16 protein-coding genes are annotated in these 19,578 nt (G+C 61.7%); 7 read left to right on the top strand and 9 right to left on the bottom strand.

Features of this window, described 5'->3' with window-relative positions:
* Positions 1-2 precede the first annotated feature (2 nt).
* Positions 3-662: a GntR family transcriptional regulator gene (locus tag ACP7E3_RS16945; RefSeq protein WP_017845232.1), complete on the bottom strand. Its 660-nt coding sequence runs from the start codon at positions 660-662 to the stop codon at positions 3-5.
* A 280-nt stretch (positions 663-942) separates the two neighbouring features.
* Here ACP7E3_RS16945 and xdhA point away from each other — a divergent pair, with 280 nt between their 5' ends.
* From xdhA to guaD, 4 genes are all read left to right on the top strand, one after another.
* Positions 943-2,388 carry a xanthine dehydrogenase small subunit gene (xdhA, locus tag ACP7E3_RS16940; protein WP_288073882.1) on the top strand — a complete coding sequence of 482 codons (1,446 nt, stop codon included), beginning with the start codon at positions 943-945 and terminating at the stop codon, positions 2,386-2,388.
* Positions 2,381-4,780: a xanthine dehydrogenase molybdopterin binding subunit gene (gene xdhB, locus ACP7E3_RS16935; RefSeq protein ID WP_128192310.1), complete on the top strand. Its 2,400-nt coding sequence runs from the start codon at positions 2,381-2,383 to the stop codon at positions 4,778-4,780. Before xdhA ends, xdhB begins: the two co-directional genes overlap by 8 nt.
* Before the next feature lie 242 nt (positions 4,781-5,022).
* The gene (gene xdhC / locus ACP7E3_RS16930) at positions 5,023-5,862 is read left to right on the top strand and encodes a xanthine dehydrogenase accessory protein XdhC (RefSeq protein WP_108524751.1); all 840 of its coding nucleotides are present in this window, start codon (positions 5,023-5,025) and stop codon (positions 5,860-5,862) included.
* Between the two features lie 12 nt (positions 5,863-5,874).
* A complete protein-coding gene (guaD, locus tag ACP7E3_RS16925) occupies positions 5,875-7,179 on the top strand; it encodes a guanine deaminase (protein WP_057003812.1) in 1,305 nt (434 codons plus the stop codon).
* 66 nt (positions 7,180-7,245) lie between these two features.
* On the opposite strand, the gene ACP7E3_RS16920 is transcribed toward guaD, so the two are convergent.
* Positions 7,246-8,010, bottom strand: a complete 765-nt coding sequence (locus tag ACP7E3_RS16920) for a GntR family transcriptional regulator (RefSeq protein WP_046382440.1) — start codon at positions 8,008-8,010, stop codon at positions 7,246-7,248.
* Positions 8,011-8,236: 226 nt separating this feature from the next.
* Between ACP7E3_RS16920 and ACP7E3_RS16915 the strand changes: the two genes are divergently transcribed.
* Positions 8,237-9,427 (top strand): benzoate/H(+) symporter BenE family transporter, encoded by a 1,191-nt coding sequence (locus ACP7E3_RS16915; RefSeq protein WP_046382439.1) that lies wholly within the window; start codon positions 8,237-8,239, stop codon positions 9,425-9,427.
* A gap of 37 nt (positions 9,428-9,464) precedes the next feature.
* On the opposite strand, the gene ACP7E3_RS16910 is transcribed toward ACP7E3_RS16915, so the two are convergent.
* Positions 9,465-9,809 carry a YggL family protein gene (locus tag ACP7E3_RS16910; RefSeq protein WP_046382438.1) on the bottom strand — a complete coding sequence of 115 codons (345 nt, stop codon included), beginning with the start codon at positions 9,807-9,809 and terminating at the stop codon, positions 9,465-9,467.
* 237 nt (positions 9,810-10,046) lie between these two features.
* Between ACP7E3_RS16910 and dacB the strand changes: the two genes are divergently transcribed.
* A complete protein-coding gene (dacB, locus tag ACP7E3_RS16905) occupies positions 10,047-11,507 on the top strand; it encodes a D-alanyl-D-alanine carboxypeptidase/D-alanyl-D-alanine endopeptidase (RefSeq protein WP_046382437.1) in 1,461 nt (486 codons plus the stop codon).
* Between the two features lie 57 nt (positions 11,508-11,564).
* On the opposite strand, the gene ACP7E3_RS16900 is transcribed toward dacB, so the two are convergent.
* Positions 11,565-13,949, bottom strand: a complete 2,385-nt coding sequence (locus ACP7E3_RS16900; protein ID WP_126588839.1) for a sensor domain-containing diguanylate cyclase — start codon at positions 13,947-13,949, stop codon at positions 11,565-11,567.
* Between the two features lie 139 nt (positions 13,950-14,088).
* Positions 14,089-16,359, bottom strand: a complete 2,271-nt coding sequence (gene rlmKL, locus ACP7E3_RS16895) for a bifunctional 23S rRNA (guanine(2069)-N(7))-methyltransferase RlmK/23S rRNA (guanine(2445)-N(2))-methyltransferase RlmL (RefSeq protein ID WP_426123774.1) — start codon at positions 16,357-16,359, stop codon at positions 14,089-14,091.
* 530 nt (positions 16,360-16,889) lie between these two features.
* Here rlmKL and rmf point away from each other — a divergent pair.
* Positions 16,890-17,105 carry a ribosome modulation factor gene (gene rmf / locus ACP7E3_RS16890; protein WP_002553055.1) on the top strand — a complete coding sequence of 72 codons (216 nt, stop codon included), beginning with the start codon at positions 16,890-16,892 and terminating at the stop codon, positions 17,103-17,105.
* 124 nt (positions 17,106-17,229) lie between these two features.
* Here rmf and ACP7E3_RS16885 read toward each other — a convergent pair whose 3' ends face one another.
* From ACP7E3_RS16885 to ACP7E3_RS16870, 4 genes are all read right to left on the bottom strand, one after another.
* Complete coding sequence (locus ACP7E3_RS16885; RefSeq protein WP_046382434.1) at positions 17,230-18,258, bottom strand: quinone-dependent dihydroorotate dehydrogenase; 1,029 nt, start codon at positions 18,256-18,258, stop codon at positions 17,230-17,232.
* A gap of 86 nt (positions 18,259-18,344) precedes the next feature.
* Entirely contained in the window at positions 18,345-18,806 is a 462-nt protein-coding gene (locus ACP7E3_RS16880) for a transglycosylase SLT domain-containing protein (RefSeq protein WP_108524759.1), read from the bottom strand.
* A 7-nt stretch (positions 18,807-18,813) separates the two neighbouring features.
* Positions 18,814-19,191, bottom strand: a complete 378-nt coding sequence (locus ACP7E3_RS16875; RefSeq protein ID WP_057003808.1) for a winged helix-turn-helix domain-containing protein — start codon at positions 19,189-19,191, stop codon at positions 18,814-18,816.
* A gap of 168 nt (positions 19,192-19,359) precedes the next feature.
* Positions 19,360-19,575, bottom strand: coding sequence for a FliM/FliN family flagellar motor switch protein (locus ACP7E3_RS16870; RefSeq protein ID WP_017845218.1), 216 nt, complete (start codon positions 19,573-19,575; stop codon positions 19,360-19,362).
* Between the last annotated feature and the right edge of the window lie 3 nt (positions 19,576-19,578).

Here is a 19,578-nt window from a genome sequence, read left to right as displayed (position 1 = left end):
GCTTAGGCGTCCGCCAACGCAGCGATCACCAGCGAGCAACTGCGCTGGCCGTAGGCCGACAGCACCAGGCGAATCTGCGGCAAGTCACGGGCGAGCACGGCGGCGAGCAATTGCTCGAACAGCGCGAGGTATTCGCTCATGGAAGCCTTGCGTTGATCCAGGGCCAGGTAATAGGCGCGGTTCATCGCCGGCTGCAGGTTCTCGACGGTTTCCTGCAAATACGGATTGTTGGCGAAGGGGTACGCGGCACGCATCACATTGAAGCTTTCTGCGACGAAGGCGCGGATGTCCTGGCGTTCGAAATTGCTCACCAGGCGCTGCTGGATCTGCACGAACGGCGCCATGTCGGCCTGGGTCTGCCAGCCCTGCGCCACCGCATTGCCGAGCAGGATGTACAGCTCGGCCATCAACGTACACAGGCTCTGCACCTTGTGCGCGGTGAGTTCGGTGACGTGGGCGCCACGGCGCGGCAGGATCGCGATCAGGTGGCGACGTTCGAGGATCAGCAAGGCTTCACGCACGGAACCGCGGCTGACATTGAGTGCCAGCGTAACCTTCTGTTCCTGGATCCGTTCCCCAGGCTTGAGATCGCCGCGAATGATACGTTCGGCGAGGTGGTGAGCGATTTGCTCGGCGAGACTGTCCGGCGCCTTGAACGTCATGTTTTCCCTTCAAAATCTTCTATCGATACAAGCGCGCCAGTGTAGCGCAAATGCCCGCTGATGGCGCTCGGCCCACCTTCAAGAATTTGGCATGAAATAAGCAGCGATGAACCGCCAGAAGCCCCCAAAAACGCCGGTTCCAGAAGACTGGACCATAATTGATAGGGTTGTGACCGCATTTTCTTGACCCTTAGGTCAGAAAATCATTGACCGAAAAGTCAGACATGACTAGATTCGGCGCAAAGCGGTTAACAACAATAATGAGTCTGTGAGGCCTTCCGTGATCCAGTTTTTACTTAACCAGGAACTCCGTAGCGAGCACGCCCTGGACCCCAACCTGACCGTGCTCAACTACCTGCGCGAGCATGTGGGCAAACCCGGCACCAAGGAAGGCTGTGCCAGCGGCGATTGCGGCGCCTGCACCGTGGTGGTCGGCGAACTGCACAGCGACGAGCAGGGCGAGCGGATTCGCTATCGCAGCCTGAATGCGTGCCTGACGTTCGTGTCGTCGTTGCACGGCAAACAGTTGATCAGCGTCGAAGACCTCAAGCACCAGGGCCAACTGCACAGCGTGCAACAGGCGATGGTGGAGTGTCACGGTTCGCAATGCGGCTTCTGCACCCCCGGTTTTGTGATGTCGTTGTTCGCCCTGCAAAAAAACAGCGACGCGCCCGACCGCGACAAAGCCCATGAAGCCCTGGCCGGCAACCTGTGCCGCTGCACCGGCTATCGCCCGATCCTCGCCGCCGCCGAACAGGCCTGCTGCAACAAACCCCAGGATCAGTTCGACAGCCGCGAGGCCCAGACCATCGCCCGCCTCAAGGCTATCGCGCCGACGCACACCGCTGAACTCAACAGCGGCGACAAACGCTGCCTGGTGCCGCTGACCGTCGCCGACCTGGCCGACCTCTACAACGCCTACCCCCAGGCCCGCCTGCTGGCCGGTGGCACCGACCTGGCGCTGGAAGTCACGCAGTTCCACCGCACGCTGCCGGTGATGATCTACGTCGGCAATATCGACGAGATGAAGCGCATCGAGACGTTCGACGATCGCCTGGAAATCGGTGCCGCCGCCGCCCTCTCCGATTGCTACACCGCGCTGCGCCACGAATACCCGGACTTCGGCGAACTGCTGCAGCGCTTCGCCTCCCTGCAAATCCGCAACCAGGGCACCCTGGGCGGCAACATCGGCAACGCCTCGCCGATCGGCGATTCGCCGCCGCTGCTGATCGCCCTCGGCGCGCAGATCGTGCTGTGCAAGGGCAACGTCCGTCGCACCCTGGCGCTGGAAGATTACTTCATCGACTACCGCGTCACCGCACGCCAAGACAGCGAGTTCATCGAGAAGATCATCGTGCCCAAGGGCCACACGGGGTTCCGGGCGTACAAGGTATCCAAGCGCCTGGACGACGATATTTCCGCGGTGTGCGCGGCGTTCAACCTGAAGATCGACGACGGTGTGATCAGCGACGCCCGCGTCGCCTTCGGTGGTATGGCCGCCACGCCCAAACGCGCACAACACTGCGAAACCGTGCTGATCGGCGCGCCCTGGAATGCCGCCACCGTGGAGCACGCCTGCGCCGCCCTGGCCGAGGATTTCACCCCGCTGTCGGACTTTCGCGCCAGCAAGGAATACCGCCTGCTCAGCGCGCAGAACCTGCTGCGCAAATACTTCATCGAGCTGCAAACGCCGCACATCGAAACTCGGGTGACCGCCTATGTCTAACCATCACGCCGTGGCAAAAACCCAGGCCGAACTGGCCGAGCTGTTTTCTCAGGACCTGACCTCCGGCGTCGGCCGCAGCGTCAAGCACGACAGCGCCGCCAAGCACGTATCCGGCGAAGCGCAGTACATCGACGACCGCCTGGAATTCCCCAACCAGTTGCACCTGTATGCGCGCCTGTCCGACCGCGCCCACGCCAAAATCCTCAACATCGATACCGCGCCCTGCTACGCCTTCGACGGCGTGCGTATCGTCATCACCCACGAAGACGTGCCGGGGCTCAAAGACATCGGCCCGCTGCTGCCGGGTGATCCGCTGCTGGCCATCAACACCGTGCAGTTCGTCGGCCAGGTGGTGCTGGCCGTGGCCGCCCGCGACCTGGAAACCGCGCGTAAAGCGGCGCTGGCCGCAGTGATCGAATACGAAGACCTGGAGCCGGTGCTGGACGTGGTCGAGGCCTACCGCAACCAGCATTTCGTGCTGGACAGTCACACCCATCAACGCGGCGATTCGGCAACGGCGCTGGCGGCCGCGAAGCATCGCATCCAGGGCACGCTGCATATCGGCGGCCAGGAACACTTCTACCTGGAAACCCAGATTTCCTCGGTGATGCCCACCGAAGACGGCGGCATGATCGTCTACTGCTCCACGCAAAACCCCACCGAGGTGCAGAAGCTGGTGGCCGAAGTGCTCGACGTGTCGATGAACAAGATCGTCGTCGACATGCGCCGCATGGGCGGTGGTTTCGGCGGCAAGGAGACTCAGGCCGCCAGCCCGGCGTGCCTGTGTGCGGTGGTCGCGCGCCTTACCGGGCAGCCGACCAAGATGCGTCTGCCGCGCGTCGAAGACATGCTGATGACCGGCAAGCGCCACCCCTTCTATATCGAATACGACGTCGGCTTCGACGACAGCGGGCGCTTGCACGGCATCCAGTTGGAGCTGGCGGGTAACTGCGGCTGCTCGCCGGACCTGTCGAACTCGATTGTCGACCGCGCCATGTTCCACGCCGACAACGCGTATTACCTGGGCGACGCCACGGTCAACGGCCATCGCTGCAAGACCAACACCGCGTCCAACACCGCGTACCGCGGCTTCGGCGGCCCGCAAGGGATGGTCGCCATCGAAGAAGTGATGGACGCCATCGCCCGTCATCTGGCCCTCGACCCGTTGGCGGTGCGCAAGGCCAACTATTACGGCAAGACCGAGCGCAACGTCACCCACTACTATCAGACCGTCGAGCACAACCTGCTCGAAGAGATGACCGCCGAGCTTGAGGCCAGCAGCCAATACGCCGAGCGCCGCGAGGCGATCCGCCGCTACAACGCCCACAGCCCGATCCTGAAAAAAGGCCTGGCGCTGACCCCGGTGAAATTCGGCATTTCCTTCACCGCCAGCTTCCTCAACCAGGCCGGCGCGCTGATCCATATCTACACCGATGGCAGCATTCACCTGAACCACGGCGGCACCGAGATGGGCCAGGGCTTGAACACCAAGGTCGCGCAAGTGGTGGCCGAGGTGTTCCAGGTGGACATCGACCGTGTGCAGATCACCGCCACCAACACCGACAAGGTGCCCAACACCTCGCCGACCGCCGCCTCCAGCGGTGCCGACCTGAACGGCAAGGCCGCGCAGAACGCCGCCGAAACCATCAAGCAACGCCTGGTGGAATTTGCCGCGCGCCACTACGCGGTGAGCGAAGCGGACGTGGCATTCCACAATGGCCATGTGCGCGTGCGCGAGCAGATCCTGAGCTTTGAAAGCCTGATCCAGCAGGCGTATTTCGCCCAGGTGTCGTTGTCGAGCACCGGCTTCTACAAGACCCCGAAAATCTTCTACGACCGCAGCCAGGCGCGCGGTCGGCCGTTCTACTACTTCGCGTTCGGCGCGGCCTGCTGCGAAGTGATCGTCGACACCCTGACCGGCGAATACAAGATGCTGCGCACCGACATCCTCCACGACGTCGGCGCTTCGCTGAACCCGGCCATCGACACCGGCCAGGTCGAAGGCGGCTTTATCCAGGGCATGGGCTGGCTGACCATGGAAGAGCTGGTGTGGAACGACAAGGGCAAGCTGATGACGAACGGTCCGGCCAGCTACAAGATTCCGGCCGTGGCCGACATGCCCTTGGATTTGCGCGTGAAGCTGGTGGAAAACCGTAAGAACCCGGAAGACACGGTGTTCCATTCCAAGGCCGTGGGCGAACCACCGTTCATGCTCGGGATTGCCTCGTGGTGCGCGATCAAGGATGCGGTGGCGAGCCTAGGTGACTATCGCCACCAGCCGAACATCGATGCGCCGGCGACGCCTGAGCGGGTGTTGTGGGGGTGTGAGCAGATGCGGAAGTTGGGGGCTGCGAAGGCGGTTGAGGCTGAAACCGAGATGGCTTCGCTGTAAATCGAGGTGCTGCCATCGGGGGCAAGTCGAATCGTCGCACCGCCCCTCCCACATTTTTCACCTGTGAATACATTCAAGTATGGGAAGGGGCTTGCCCCTCCCACATTTTTGATCTGTGAATACATTCAAGTGTGAGAAGGGGCTTGCCCCTCCCACATTTTTGATCTGTGAATACATTCAAGTGTGGGAGGGGGCTTGCCCCCGATGACGGTAGAACTGACAACAGAAATGTTGAGGTAGACATGAACAACTGGATCAGCGCCCTCGCCAACCTGCAAAACCAGGGCGAGCCCTGCGTACTGGTCACCATCATCGAAGAGCTCGGCTCCACGCCGCGCAATGCCGGTTCGAAGATGGTCATCAGTGCCGCACACACGTTCGACACCATCGGCGGCGGGCACCTGGAATACAAAGCGATGCAGATCGCCCGCGACATGCTCGCCCGCGGCCAGCAACACACCCATCTGGAGCGCTTCAGCCTCGGCGCGAGCCTGGGCCAGTGCTGCGGCGGCGCGACCGTGCTGCTGTTCGAACCCATGGGCCAGGTGCAGGCACAGATCGCCGTATTTGGCGCCGGCCACGTCGGCCGCGCCCTGGTGCCGTTGCTGGCGAGCCTGCCGTGCCGGGTGCGCTGGATCGATTCGCGCGAGCAAGAGTTCCCGGAATACATCCCACAAGGCGTGCGCAAAATCGTCAGCGAAGAACCGGTCGACGAAATTGCCGACCTGCCCGTAGGCAGTTACTGCATCGTGATGACCCACAATCACGCGCTGGACCTGGAACTCAGCGCCGCCCTGCTCAAGCGCAATGACTTTGCCTACTTCGGCCTGATCGGTTCAAAGACCAAGCGCGTCAAGTTCGAACACCGCCTGCGGGATCGCGGCGTCGACGCCGCACAACTGCAACGCATGCGCTGTCCCATGGGCCTTAGCGAAGTGAAGGGCAAATTGCCGGTGGAAATCGCCATCTCCATCGCCGGCGAAATCATCGCCACCTATAACGCCCATTTCGGCCAGCACACCGCGAGCGCCGAACCCATTGCCCAACTGCTGCCGGCTTCGCGTCGCAGCCAAGCTATCTAAATTGAGATCACCATGCCTTCGACTCGCAAAGCCTACCGCGCCGCCATCCTGCACAGCCTCGCCGACCCCGCCGAAGTGGGGATCGAGGCGTCCTATGAGTATTTCGAAGACGGCCTGCTGGTCATCGACAACGGCCGGATCAGCGCCCTGGGCCACGCCCACGACCTGCTGCCGCACCTGCCCGCCGAGGTCGAAATCACCCACTACCAGGACGCGCTGATCACCCCCGGGCTGATCGATACGCATATCCACCTGCCGCAAACCGGCATGGTCGGCGCTTATGGCGAACAGTTGCTGGACTGGCTCAACACCTACACCTTTCCCTGCGAACGCCAGTTCGCCGACAAGGCCCATGCCGAGGACGTCGCGGAGATTTTCATCAAGGAACTGCTGCGCAACGGCACCACCACCGCGCTGGTGTTCGGCAGCGTGCATCCGCAATCGGTGCAGGCATTCTTCGAGGCCGCCGAAAAACTCGACCTGCGCATGATCGCCGGCAAGGTGATGATGGACCGCAACGCCCCCGACTACCTGACCGACACCGCCGAATCCGGCTACCAGGAGAGCAAGGCGCTGATCGAACGCTGGCACGGCAAGGGCCGCCTGCACTATGCGGTGACGCCGCGCTTCGCACCTACCAGCACGCCGCAGCAATTGGCGCTGGCCGGGCAACTGCTGGGCGAATACCCCGACCTGTACATGCAGACGCACATCAGTGAGAACAAGCAGGAAGTCGAGTGGGTCAACGAGCTGTTCCCCGAGCGCAGCGGCTACCTGGATGTGTACGACCACTACCAGCTATTGGGCGAACGCTCGGTGTTTGCCCACGGCGTGCATCTGTGCGATGACGAATGCGCGCGATTGGCGCAGACCGGCTCGGCAGTCGCATTCTGCCCGACCTCGAACCTGTTCCTCGGCAGCGGGCTGTTCAACCTGCCGATGGCCGAGAAGCACAAACTCAACGTGGGCCTGGGCACTGACGTCGGCGGCGGCACCAGCTTCTCGTTGCTGCAGACGTTGAACGAAGCCTACAAGGTCATGCAACTGCAAGGCGCGCGACTGAGCCCGTTCAAGTCGCTGTACCTGGCCACCCTGGGCGGTGCGCGGGCGCTGCGGTTGGAGGACAAGATCGGCACGTTGCAGCCGGGTACCGATGCGGACTTCCTGGTGCTGGACTACAACGCCACGCCACTGCTCAGCTATCGCATGAAGCAGGCCAAGGACATTGCCGAGAGGTTGTTTGTATTGATGACGTTGGGGGATGACCGGGCGGTGTTGCAGACCTATGCGGCCGGTAATCTGGTCCACCAACGCTAATTTCAGATATGCCACAAACCCAAATGTGGGAGGGGGCAAGCCCCCTCCCACATTTTTTGATCGGGCTTAGAGTTTGACCGACGAACGCCCCGGCTTCTTGCTCTGCAACAAATGCGAGAACACCGCATGCAAATCATCCGACGCGCTTTCCTCGTCGAGGTTGAGCTTGCTGTCGATATGATCCATGTGATGCATCATCAAATTCACTGCCAGCGCCGCGTCTCGGGCTTCGATCGCATCGATCAACTGACTGTGTTCATCGTAGGAACAGTGCGAACGGTTGCCGCTTTCGTACTGCGCGATGATCAATGAGGTCTGGGACACCAGGCTGCGCTGGAAGCTGATCAGCGGCGCGTTCTTCGCCGCTTCGGCCAGCTTCAGATGGAATTCGCCGGAAAGGCGGATACCGGCACCGCGATCGCCGCGGGAGAAGCTGTCGCGTTCGTCGTTGACCATCTGCCGCAACTCGGCCAACTGCTCCGCCGTGGCGTGCTGCACCGCCAGCTCCGTGATCGCCCGCTCGACCAGGCGCCGGGCCAGGAACACCTGGCGCGCTTCTTCGACACTCGGGCTGGCCACCACCGCGCCGCGATTGGGCCGCAGCAGTACCACGCCTTCATGGGCCAGGCGCGACAGCGCGCGGCGAATGATGGTGCGGCTCACGCCAAAGATTTCGCCGAGTGCCTCTTCGCTCAATTTGGTACCGGGTGCCAGGCGTTGTTCGAGAATCGCCTCGAAGATATGCGCGTAGACGATATCGTCCTGGGTTCCGCTGCGGCCGGTCTTGCTGGCTCGCGGTTGTTTCTTGAGAGGTTGCAACTGTTCGTTCATGGGCACTCGGATCGGGAGAACGGCGGCGAATTAACGGTAATACGGCAACAAAGAGGCGCTGGCAAGTATCAGCTAAAATCAGCGCACATTGTACACAACCCCATGCGCCAACACACTGTACGGCTGTTTGCGAGCCCGGCTGTATTGCAATGAGTCGTTACGTTTGAGTTTAGGCTTGAATCTGCGCCTTCACTGGCAAACTCCCAGGTAAAAGGAACACCTCGCCATGACCGACGCCACCCAAGCGCCCTTGCGCCCACTGGCCGACACTTCTCCCTCGGCCATCGTCGCCGGTTTCATCGCCATGATGACCGGCTATACCAGCTCCCTGGTGCTCATGTTCCAGGCCGGCCAAGCCGCCGGTTTGACCAGCGCGCAGATTTCCTCGTGGATCTGGGCGATTTCCATCGGCATGGCGGTGTGCAGCATCGGCCTGTCCCTGCGCTACCGCACACCGATCACCATTGCCTGGTCGACACCCGGCGCAGCGCTGTTGATCACCAGCCTCGGCGGCGTCAGTTACGGCGAAGCCATCGGCGCCTACATCACCTGCGCGGTGCTGGTGACGCTCTGCGGGCTGACCGGCAGCTTCGAAAAACTGGTCAGACGCATCCCTGCGTCGCTGGCGGCGGCCTTGCTGGCGGGGATTCTGTTCAAGATCGGCAGCGAGATTTTCGTCGCCGCGCAGCATCGCACCGGCCTGGTGCTGGGGATGTTTTTCACCTACCTGCTCATCAAACGCCTGTCGCCGCGGTATGCGGTACTCGCCGCGCTGGTGATCGGCAGCGTGCTGTCCGGGCTGATGGGGCTCCTGGATTTCAGCGGCTTTCACCTGGAAGTGGCAACGCCGGTCTGGACCACGCCGCACTTCTCGCTGGCGGCGACCATCAGCATCGGCATCCCGCTGTTCGTGGTGGCGATGACCTCGCAAAACATGCCGGGCGTCGCAGTGTTGCGCGCCGACGGCTATAACGTGCCAGCGTCGCCGCTGATCACCGTCACCGGCCTGGCCTCGCTGGTGCTGGCGCCGTTCGGCTCCCACGGCATCAACCTGGCGGCGATCAGTGCGGCGATCTGCACCGGACCCCACGCCCATGAAGACCGTAACAAGCGCTACACGGCGGCAGTCTGGTGTGGCGTGTTCTACGGCATTGCCGGGGTGTTCGGCGCCACATTGGCGGCCTTGTTCGCAGCATTGCCCAAGGAACTGGTGCTGTCGATTGCGGCATTGGCGTTGTTTGGCTCGATCATCAATGGCTTGAGCATCGCCATGAATGAGCCGAAGGAACGGGAAGCGGCGCTGATCACCTTTATGGTCACCGCGTCAGGCTTGACGTTGTTTTCCATCGGGTCGGCGTTCTGGGGGATCGTGGCGGGGGTGTTGACGCTGCTGATTCTGAACTGGCGCAAGGCATAAAAAAACGGCGACCCTCAGGTCGCCGTTTTGTTTAGTATCACTTAGCCGCGTTGATCGGCTTTTCCGGATACCACACGTCCATCAACGGGCTGACTTCAGCCTTGGTCAGCTCGGAACGGGTTTTCAGCCAGGCGTCAACGGCAGCACGCTGCGCTTCGGAGACCGAGCCACGCTTCTGCAGGCAAACCAGACCGTAGTCATCGCCGCCGACATAGCCCAGACCGTTGGCTTCCATGGCTTCTTTGATGAATGCTTCGAGGAAAGCGTCGATAGCTTCTTCACTCAGGCCTTCGTTGAAGTCCAGGTTCAGTTCGAAACCCAGCTCTTGAAATTCATCAACGCACAGTTTTTTGCGCAGACGCTGGGAACGGTTAGTCGCCATTGGAACAATCCTCATAAGTAATAACGGGCGGCACTTTAGCAGCTTAAGGCAGCGATTGCCCGACTCTCTGGGACAGGCGGCGAAATGCCTGGAAAAAAAACCCCGATTAGCAGCTATCGTTCAGCTACAAGTGGTTCCAGCTTGGGGCATAATGCCGACACTTTCATGACTACTGAGGGATTTTCTTACATACCCCTCGCCTTTTTCACCCTCCTCAGCAGTAGGGTTTTATTCCTTATGATCAAATCTTTGCGTCCATTGCTCCTTGCCGGCGTTCTCCTGCCGCTGGCTTTTTCCGCCACCGCCGCCCCGATCAATAACACCCTGCCACCCAACGTTGCACAGGCCCTGCAGAAGGCCAAGTTGCAGAACACCGCATTGTCCCTGGTGATGCTGCCGTTGAACGGCCCCGGCACCCCCACCGTCTTCAATGCCGACGTCTCGGTGAACCCGGCCTCCACCATGAAGCTGGTCACCACCTACGCAGCCCTGGAAATGCTCGGCCCCAACCACCAGTGGAAGACCGAGTTCTACACCGACGGCACCCTCAGCGGTGGTGTATTGCGCGGCAACCTGTACCTCAAGGGCGGCGGCGATCCCAAGCTGAACATGGAAAAACTCTGGCTGCTGATGCGCGACCTGCGGGCCAATGGCGTGCAGCAAGTCACCGGCGATCTGGTGCTGGACCGTAGCTTCTTTATCCCGCCGCAACTGCCGGAATTCAATGACGACGGCAATGACGAGAACAAACCGTTCCTGGTCAAGCCCGATGCCTTGCTGGTCAACCTCAAGGCCCTGCGCTTCGTGACCCGCAACGATTCGGGACGCGTGATCGTGTCGGTCGAGCCGCCGATCGCCAGCATTCGCATCGACAATCAGGTCAAGGCGTCCAACGCCAAGCAATGTACCGGCGACGTGCGCTACAACCCGGTGACGGCGGCGGATGGCAGCATCACCGTGACCGTCAGCGGCCAGTTGGGCGATGGCTGCAGCTCGCAGACCTACTTGTCGTTGCTCGACCACGCCACGTACACCGCCGGCGCCGTGCGGGCGATCTGGCAGGAGTTGGGCGGCACCATCCAGGGCCGTGACATCCAGGCACCGGTGCCCAAGGACGCCAAGGTACTGGCGCGGGCCTTCTCGCCGGACCTGGCGGAAATCATCCGCGACATCAACAAATACAGTAACAACACCATGGCCCAGCAGTTGTTCCTGAGCCTGGGCGCGCAGTTCCGCAACGACGCCGACGGCGACGATGCCAAGGCCGCGCAACGCGTGGTACGCCAGTGGCTGGCGAAAAAAGGCATCACCTCACCGCACCTGGTGATGGAGAACGGTTCGGGCCTGTCCCGTGCCGAACGCGTCAGCGCGCGTGAGATGGCGGCCATGTTGCAAGCCGCGTGGAGAAGCCCCTACGCCGCGGAATACATCAGCTCGATGCCAATCGCCGGCACCGACGGCACCATGCGTAAACGCCTGAAGACCACCGCCATGCGCGGTGAAGCCCACGTCAAGACCGGTACCTTGAACACCGTGCGCGCCATCGCCGGGTTCAGCCGCGACAACAACGGCAATACCTGGGTGGTGGTGGCGATCCTCAACGATCCGAAGCCGTGGGGTGCGTCGTCGGTGCTCGACCAGGTGCTGCTGGACCTGTACCGCCAGCCAAAGCTGGCGGCAGCGGCGCCAGTCCTCTAGACACCGCCACAACCTGTGGGCAAACCCGCGCCCACAGGTTGTGTACGACGTCGACATTCACACCGGCAAGCGTTCCGCTTCGACTCGATCCCTGCCCGCCTGCTTGGCCACGTACACCGCCGAATCCGCGCGCAGCAGTAACCCGTCGATCCCCTCATCGACCCGCCAACTGGCCACCCCGAAGCTGGCGGTGACGACTCCCACCGTCCCCATCGGCGCATCGCGCAGCGCCCGCCAAAGCTCCATCGCCAAACCGTAGGCCTGGGCGCCGTCGGTGTTGGGGCACAACACCATGAACTCCTCGCCACCCAGGCGACAGAACACATCGGTGCGGCGCAGACGCTGGCTGATGCGCTTGCACAGTTCCTGCAACACCCCGTCGCCGACCGCATGGCCGTACTGGTCGTTGATACGCTTGAAGTGATCGATATCCAGCATGATCACCGACAACGCCCCCGAGGTGCGATTGAGGCGGACCATCTCAGCCTTGAGACGATCCTGGAAATACCGACGGTTATGGATCCCGGTGAGGGCATCGGTGATGGACAGCGCGCGCAGTTCTTCTTCCACGCGCTTGAGATCGGAAATGTCCGACACATAGCCATGCCACAGCGTACCGCCGCCCGGCAGTTCTTCCGGCGTGGCCTCACCGCGAATCCAGCGCAGGCCCCGTTGCGGCAGTTGCACGCGGTACTCTTCGCGCCAGTGGCTCAATTGCAACGCGGATAAGCGGATCGACGCACGCACCCGCTCGACGTCCAGCGGGTGGATGCGCTCCAAGACCTGCGTTGCATCCCGTTGCAGCACCCCTGTGTCGATCTCATAGATATCGCGCATGCCATCACTGGCGTAGACAAACCGCCACTTGTCCTGGGGTTCCAGAGTGAATTGGAAGATCCCGCCCGGGACATGGGCGCTGAGCTTTTTCAGCAGACGGTCGCGCACGGCCAGGGCCTCATAGGCGCGTTTTTGCTCGGTGACATCCAGGTACATCGCCAGGTGCCCAACCCATAAGCCATGGTCATCCAACAACACGGTGCCCAACATATTCACCGTCAAACGGCTGCCATCCTCGCGCACCAAGGTCCACTCGCGCGCCTCGTGCGGGCTGCCCGGGCTCTCCACCAGCATCGCCTGGCTCGGCGGGATTCGCCGGCCCAACGCAATGCTCAGACTCGCCGCACGCACATCCAGCTCCGCCGCCACATGCAGGCTCTCCAGGGTCGAGCGGCCGAGTATGTGCTCGGCCTTGAACCCCAGCATCTGCTCGGCACCGGCGTTGAAGGTGTTGATCACGCCGTGCAAGTCGGTGGCAATGATCGCAACCTGCGTCGCGGCGTTCAGCACACTGCGTAACTGGCCATGGGCGCTGCGCAGTTCCTGCTCGCGCAGGCGTAGCTGCACGGTACGCTGCTCCACCAGTTTCAAGGCGCGCTGACGCTGGCTGACCAACATATAGAGCAAGACACTGAGCAACAGGCTGAAGAGCCCGCCCACGGCCAGGATCGGGACCAACGACGAGCCGTTGCCCTGTTCGAACACCTGGCTGGGGCGCAGGTTCAGGGCGTAGACATGATCGCCGAGGGTGAGGCGACGCGCGGCGACCAGATCGCTGTCGGCCAGGGCATTGCTGGATTCGTACAACAGGCGCCCTTGCTGGTCGGAAGTGTCGACGATCTGCGTCACCAGATTATCGCGATCCGACTTGGGCAAGCCGTCGGCCATCAACTGGCGCATGCTGATCACGGCCATCACAAAGCCGTAGGGTTCTGTTCCGCCCGGGGAGACGACCGGCGCGACCAATAACACCCCGGTGGCATAGGCCGGTTCCACCCCCACCAACTGCATGGGCTGGGACACGGCCAGCTTGCCGCTCGCTTGTGCGCGCTCCAGGGTCGAGCGCCGCAGCGGCTGGGCCAGCAGGTCAAAGCCCAGCGGCGAACCGAGCAGGCTTCGGGTCTGGCTGTACAGGACCGGCACGTATTCATCGCGCTCCACCGCCGGGGCCAACTCACCGTGTGAATTCAGTTCCCGTATGCTGAACGGCAGACCGCGCAGGCGCGATACGTCCTGTTCAAACTGAGCGCGCTGATCACGCATAACCCGCGGCGCCCAGGCATAGGCCCGGGAACGCAGCAGCAAAGGCTGGGCGAAACCGTCGAACTCGTCGCGGGACACATCATTGGAATTGACGAAGAAGCGTTGCAGGCTGGTCAGGCGTTGCTCCTGGTCCTCGAAACGCTCCTGCAGACGGGTGAATCGCTCATTGACCAACAGCTGGAAACGCTGGCGCCCCTGCTGTTGATAGAGGTCGGATGTCGCCCAGGCGACGATGATCGTCAAGGCGCTACCGCCCAGAAACACCACCAATGCCATCAACCAAGCCGATACCTGCTCATTGATAAAACCTAGGATCTTCGGGCGAACGGCTTGCAACGGCATAGGCAACACTCACAACGCCAGCGTGTGGGGGGATCACTTTGGCCGGACATTTAGTTATAGCGAGCGGCCCTCCGTTTGACCAGCGTAAAAAAGCCGCAAGACCGGATAATTCCAGGCTTGCGGCTGATGAGTGGAGCAATCAGCGAGCAGTGATTTTCCAGGCCCGATGGATCTTCGCGTTACGCGCAAAATCCGGATCGAGGGTCTTGTCGCTGATTTCCTCGACCGCGTAGCGTTCGCTGAGGTTGTCCTCAAGCACGAACTTGCGGAAGTTGTTCGAGAAGTACAGCACGCCGCCCGGTGCCAGGCGCGCCATGGCGAGGTCGAGCAGTTGCACGTGGTCGCGCTGCACGTCGAAGATCCCTTCCATGCGCTTGGAGTTGGAGAAGGTCGGCGGGTCGATGAAGATCAGGTCGAACTCATCGCGACTGGCTTCCAGCCACGCCATCACATCACCCTGCTCCAGGCGGTTCTTGTCGGAGAAACCGTTGAGGGAGAAGTTGCGGCGCGCCCAGTCCAGGTAGGTCTTGGACAGGTCGACGCTGGTCGTGGTGCGCGCGCCGCCCTTGGCCGCATGCACGCTGGCGGTGGCGGTGTAGCAATACAGGTTGAGGAAACGCTTGCCGGCCGCCTCTTTCTGGATACGCATACGCATCGGCCGGTGGTCGAGGAACAGGCCGGTGTCGAGGTAGTCGGTGAGGTTGACCAGCAGCTTCACGCCGCCTTCGCTGACCTCGGTGAACTTGCCCTGGGCGCTCTGGCGTTCGTACTGCTTGGTGCCGCTCTGACGCTCGCGGCGCTTGACCACCACGCGGCTCTTGTCGATGTTCAGCGCCTGGGGAATGGCCGCCAATGCGTCGAACATGCGCGCGGAGGCTTTTTCCGGGTCGATGGATTTCGGCGCGGCGTATTCCTGCACATGGACCCAATCGTGATACAGGTCGATGGCCATGGAATATTCCGGCATGTCGGCATCGTAGACGCGGTAGCAATCCACGCCCTCACGCTTGGCCCACTTGCCCAGTTGCTTGAGGTTCTTTTGCAGGCGGTTGGCAAACATCTGCCCGCCTTCGCTCAGGCGCGCCTGTTCGACCACAGGGGCCGGCGCCGGTGCAGGTTTGATCGGGTTGCCGTTCTTGTTGTACTGACGCTCTTGCGGCTCGGTCGGGGTCTGGTCGTAGGCGGCTTGTTCACGTTCGGCCTGGCGCTGCTCCGGGGTGCGGCGCTCGCCGGTGACGAACTGGTCCGGGTTGACCTTGATCAGCAGCAATTTGCACGGCAAAGCGCCGTTCCAGAACGAATACTGCTTGTGACTGCGGATGCCCATGCGCTTGCCCAGGTCCGGCGCGCCGGTGAACACCGCCGCCTCCCAGCCCATGCACGCCTGGCGCAGACGCTCGCCGAGGTTCTGGTAGAGGTACAACAGGCTCGCTTCGTCGCCCAGGCGCTCGCCGTAGGGCGGGTTGCAGATCACCAGGCCTTTCTGGTTCTGGTCCGGGCGCGGCTCGAACGTGCCGACTTCGCCCTGGTACACCTTGATCCAATGGCTGAGACCGGCACGCTCGATGTTGTTGCGAGCAGGCTGGATCAAGCGCGGATCGGCTTCGTAGCCACGAATCCACAACGGCGGCTTGTTCATACCGATGGCAGCGCGCTCGCTGGCCTCGGTGTGCAGTTTCTTCCACAACGCCGGGACGTGACCGAGCCAGGTGGTGAAACCCCACAGTTCGCGATTGAGGTTGGGCGCCATATCGGCGGCGATCATCGCGCCTTCCACCAGGAAGGTGCCGACGCCGCACATCGGGTCGGTCAACGCGCCGCCTTCCGCAGCGATGCGCGGCCAGCCGGCACGGATCAGGATGGCTGCAGCGAGGTTTTCCTTCAACGGTGCCGCGCCCTGCTGCAGGCGGTAACCGCGCTGGTGCAGGCTGTGGCCGGACAGGTCGAGGGAGAGAATCGCTTCGCCACGGTCCAGGCGCAGGTGGATGCGCAGGTCCGGGTTGATCTTGTCGATGGACGGACGCTCGCCGGTCGGGGTGCGCAGCTTGTCGACAATCGCATCCTTGACCTTCAGCGCGCCGAAGTGGGTGTTGTCGATGCCCGAGCCGTGACCGCTGAACTCCACCGCCAGGCTGCCGTCCGGGACCATGTGATCGGCCCAGTCGATATCCAGCACGCCATGGTAGAGGTCTTCGGCGTCCTTCATCGGGAAGCGCTTGAGGACCAGCAACACGCGGTTGGCCAGGCGCGACCAGAGGCACAGGCGGTAGGCGGTTTCCATGTCGGCCATGCCGCGCACGGCCGAGGTGTGCTCGCGGGCTTCCTCAAGGCCAAGCCCGGCGGCTTCCTCGATCAGCAGGCCTTCGAGGCCCTTGGGGCAGGTGAGGAAGAGTTCAAAACGGTCCGACATGGGCAATCCAGGCTTTTCAGCAATAAATGAACGGGCGACGCATCGCCGGCTCGGTTTTCAATCAAGCACTTTTCTTGAAGAGTGCCCGCGTGGCACGAATGTGCCGTCCCACCCCGTCTGGCGGGCCTGTGGGCCTTGATTGACGGGGCAGAGAGATAAGTTATGCAACAAAAAGAAATATTCAGACCCTTCGTCGAATAATAACCGACTGCAACGGGCGGGCTTTTTCAGCAAGGGATTAAGCCATTCTCTTCGTAAGGCACATCATAGCCGGCTTTGCCCAATAAAAGGGGCGAAAAGCCATCCCAGCTTATGGCTATAACATCGTTATTGTTACGTGCTTATGACAAAACGATCATTGAATCCATGTGACCTATTGGTTAGAACTCAACACAGGTCAGCGCCACAACGGCACTGGCACATTGGCTCGCCACGCCGGCAGCGGGCCGCACCAACGGCAGAAAAACTCTGCCCGGCCTCAGACGAGGCCGAAGGATATCAAGACAGTCAACAAGTGAGGGAAACACCCTATGAGAAGACTTAAGCGTGATCCGTTGGAAAGAGCATTTTTACGCGGATATCAATACGGCGTTCATGGCAAATCCCGTGAGCTTTGCCCATTTACTCTACCGTCGGTACGCCAAGCCTGGATCAACGGCTGGCGAGAAGGACGCGGCGACAACTGGGACGGTATGACAGGCACTGCGGGCATCCACAGACTCAACGAACTTCACGCGGTCGGCTAATCAAGGGCATTCAATTCCGACACCAGCACGAATATAGCTAACGACTTAACCACGCACGCCCTATCCAGGCGGCGGGCTTCGGCCCAGGGGCTCCTCTTGAGGAGCCCTTTTTATTGGGCGTGTGTCAGGCCTTTTTGGGCAATGCCGCGATCGCGTCCACCGCTTCGCGAATCAGCGCCGGGCCTTTGTAGATAAAGCCGGAATACAGCTGCACCAGGCTCGCACCAGCGGCGATCTTCTCGGCCGCGTGCTTGCCTTCGGTGATACCGCCGACCGCGATGATCGGCAAGCGCCCGGCCAGCTCGGCGGCCAGCACCTTGACGATGTGCGTGCTCTTGTCTCGCACTGGAGCGCCCGACAAGCCGCCCGCCTCGTCGCCATGGGCCAGGCCTTCAACACCGACACGGCTGAGGGTGGTGTTGGTGGCAATCACCGCATCCATGCCTGACTCCACCAGGGCCTGGGCGACCAGCACGGTTTCTTCATCCGTCATGTCCGGGGCGATCTTGATCGCCAACGGCACACGCTTGCCATGGCGCACGGCGAGGTCTTCCTGGCGCAGGCGCAAGGCTTCGAGCAATTGCTTGAGGGAGTCACCGAACTGCAGGCTACGCAGGCCCGGGGTATTGGGCGAGCTGACGTTCACCGTGACATAGCTGGCGTGGGCGTAGACCTTGTCCAGGCAGATCAGGTAGTCATCCACCGCGCGCTCCACCGGCGTATCGAAATTCTTGCCGATATTGATCCCGAGGACGCCCTTGTACTTCGCCGCCTGGACCCGCGACAGCAGGTGATCGACACCGAGGTTGTTGAAGCCCATGCGGTTGATGATCGCCTCAGCCTCCGGCAGGCGAAAGATGCGCGGCTTGGGGTTGCCCGGTTGAGGGCGCGGGGTCACGGTGCCGATTTCGACGAAACCGAAACCCAACTGCGCAAAGCCATCGATGGCCGTACCGTTCTTGTCCAGGCCGGCAGCCAGCCCGACCGGGTTGGGAAAGTCGAGCCCCATCACCGAAACCGGCATTTTCGCCGGTGCCTTGCATACCAGGCCATTGAGCCCCAGGCGGCCACCGGCACCGATCAGGTCCAGGGACAGATCATGGGAAGTCTCCGGGGAGAGTTTGAACAACAGCTGGCGGGCCAGGGTATACATGGGCGGGCTAGACTCGGATGGCGGCGATAAGTGGCGGCGATTATAGCCGGGCTGGCGGCCTGCGTGCGAGGCGTGCCGCCCAATCGTCAGTAGCGATGCGCGACCAACGCTTCGTAACGGGCCCAGACCTTCTGTGCGTACTGCAAGCGCAACGCCTCACGCTGTGGACCAGGCCCCGGGCCTGCGTTGTAGGCGCCGATGGCCGTCCAGTTATAGCCGAAGCGCTGAACGAACTCGGCAAGAATCGAGGCCCCGACCTCTATTGACAGGCACGGCTCACTCAACAGCCGGTCTTCGGTGATGCCTAGTTTGAGCAAGCGGGGCAAGTGAATGCTGTTGATCTGCATCAGGCCGATATCGCGGGTGCCGTTGCGATTGTTGTAATTCATCGCGCCCGCACGGTAACCCGACTCTACGGCGGCAATGGCCTGCAGCAATTCCGGCTCAAGATCGTAGCGACTGGCCACCTCGTCCCAACAATACGCCAGCGCCTTATTGCTGCCCATCAGCACCACCAGCAACAGGCCCTTGCGCCACGCATTGCGCATCCCGGGGCTACCTGCCACAGGCCGAACAAACATCGATAGGCTGCAACGAGGCGCGCTCGGCTGGCCGCACCGGGCATGTAAAGCGATAGCCCCTGCCATAGATCGTCTTGATAAACCCTTTGTCGGCGCGCAGATGTTTACGCAACGAATAAATGCAGCGTGTCAGCGATTCCTCCGACACCTCCCCCTGGCGCCAAGCCATTTCAAGCAAACAGTCTTTGGTCATCAGCGCACCACCGGACACCAACAACAAGCGCAGCACTTGCCATTCCTTGGGCGGCAACTGGATATCCGCGTCCTCGCCGGTCAAGCGTCCATCGCCATGCAGGGTCCAGCGGCCAAAGACCAGGGAAATCGTCATCCCTCCATCATTCACCACGGCCATACACACCTCTGCATCCAACCACTGACATTGAAATCCTGATTTCCAGAAATGGCGCATACGCCGACTGCACGACTATAAAAAAAGCCTCCCCGAGCCACCCTAGGAGAAAGCCCATATCAGCAGGGCTTTCCGGAATCGCCTTGTAAGAAATCTCACTGGAACTGATAACTAAGGCGATACCCACTCCTGGTAGACCTCAAGCAGCTCAACCCCCAGGCGGTCTTCCAACTGCACCAGCTCGCCCAGAGCCAGTAACTGACCGTTGACGCGCACTTCCACGCAATGGATGACCTCCGGTGCCAGCGGCAGCACTTTCCCCGGTGCAAACAACGCCAGCCGCTTGCGCGTGATCAGTTGTTCCTGCAAAAGAATTTCCAGATGCATGAC

The sequence above is a fragment of the Pseudomonas sp. PSPC2-3 genome, from assembly GCF_049898265.1.
Taxonomy (GTDB): Bacteria; Pseudomonadota; Gammaproteobacteria; order Pseudomonadales; family Pseudomonadaceae; genus Aquipseudomonas; species Aquipseudomonas veronii.
The sequence above is the reverse complement of the archived record's forward strand: the minus strand, read 5'-3'. Positions and strand labels throughout refer to the sequence as shown.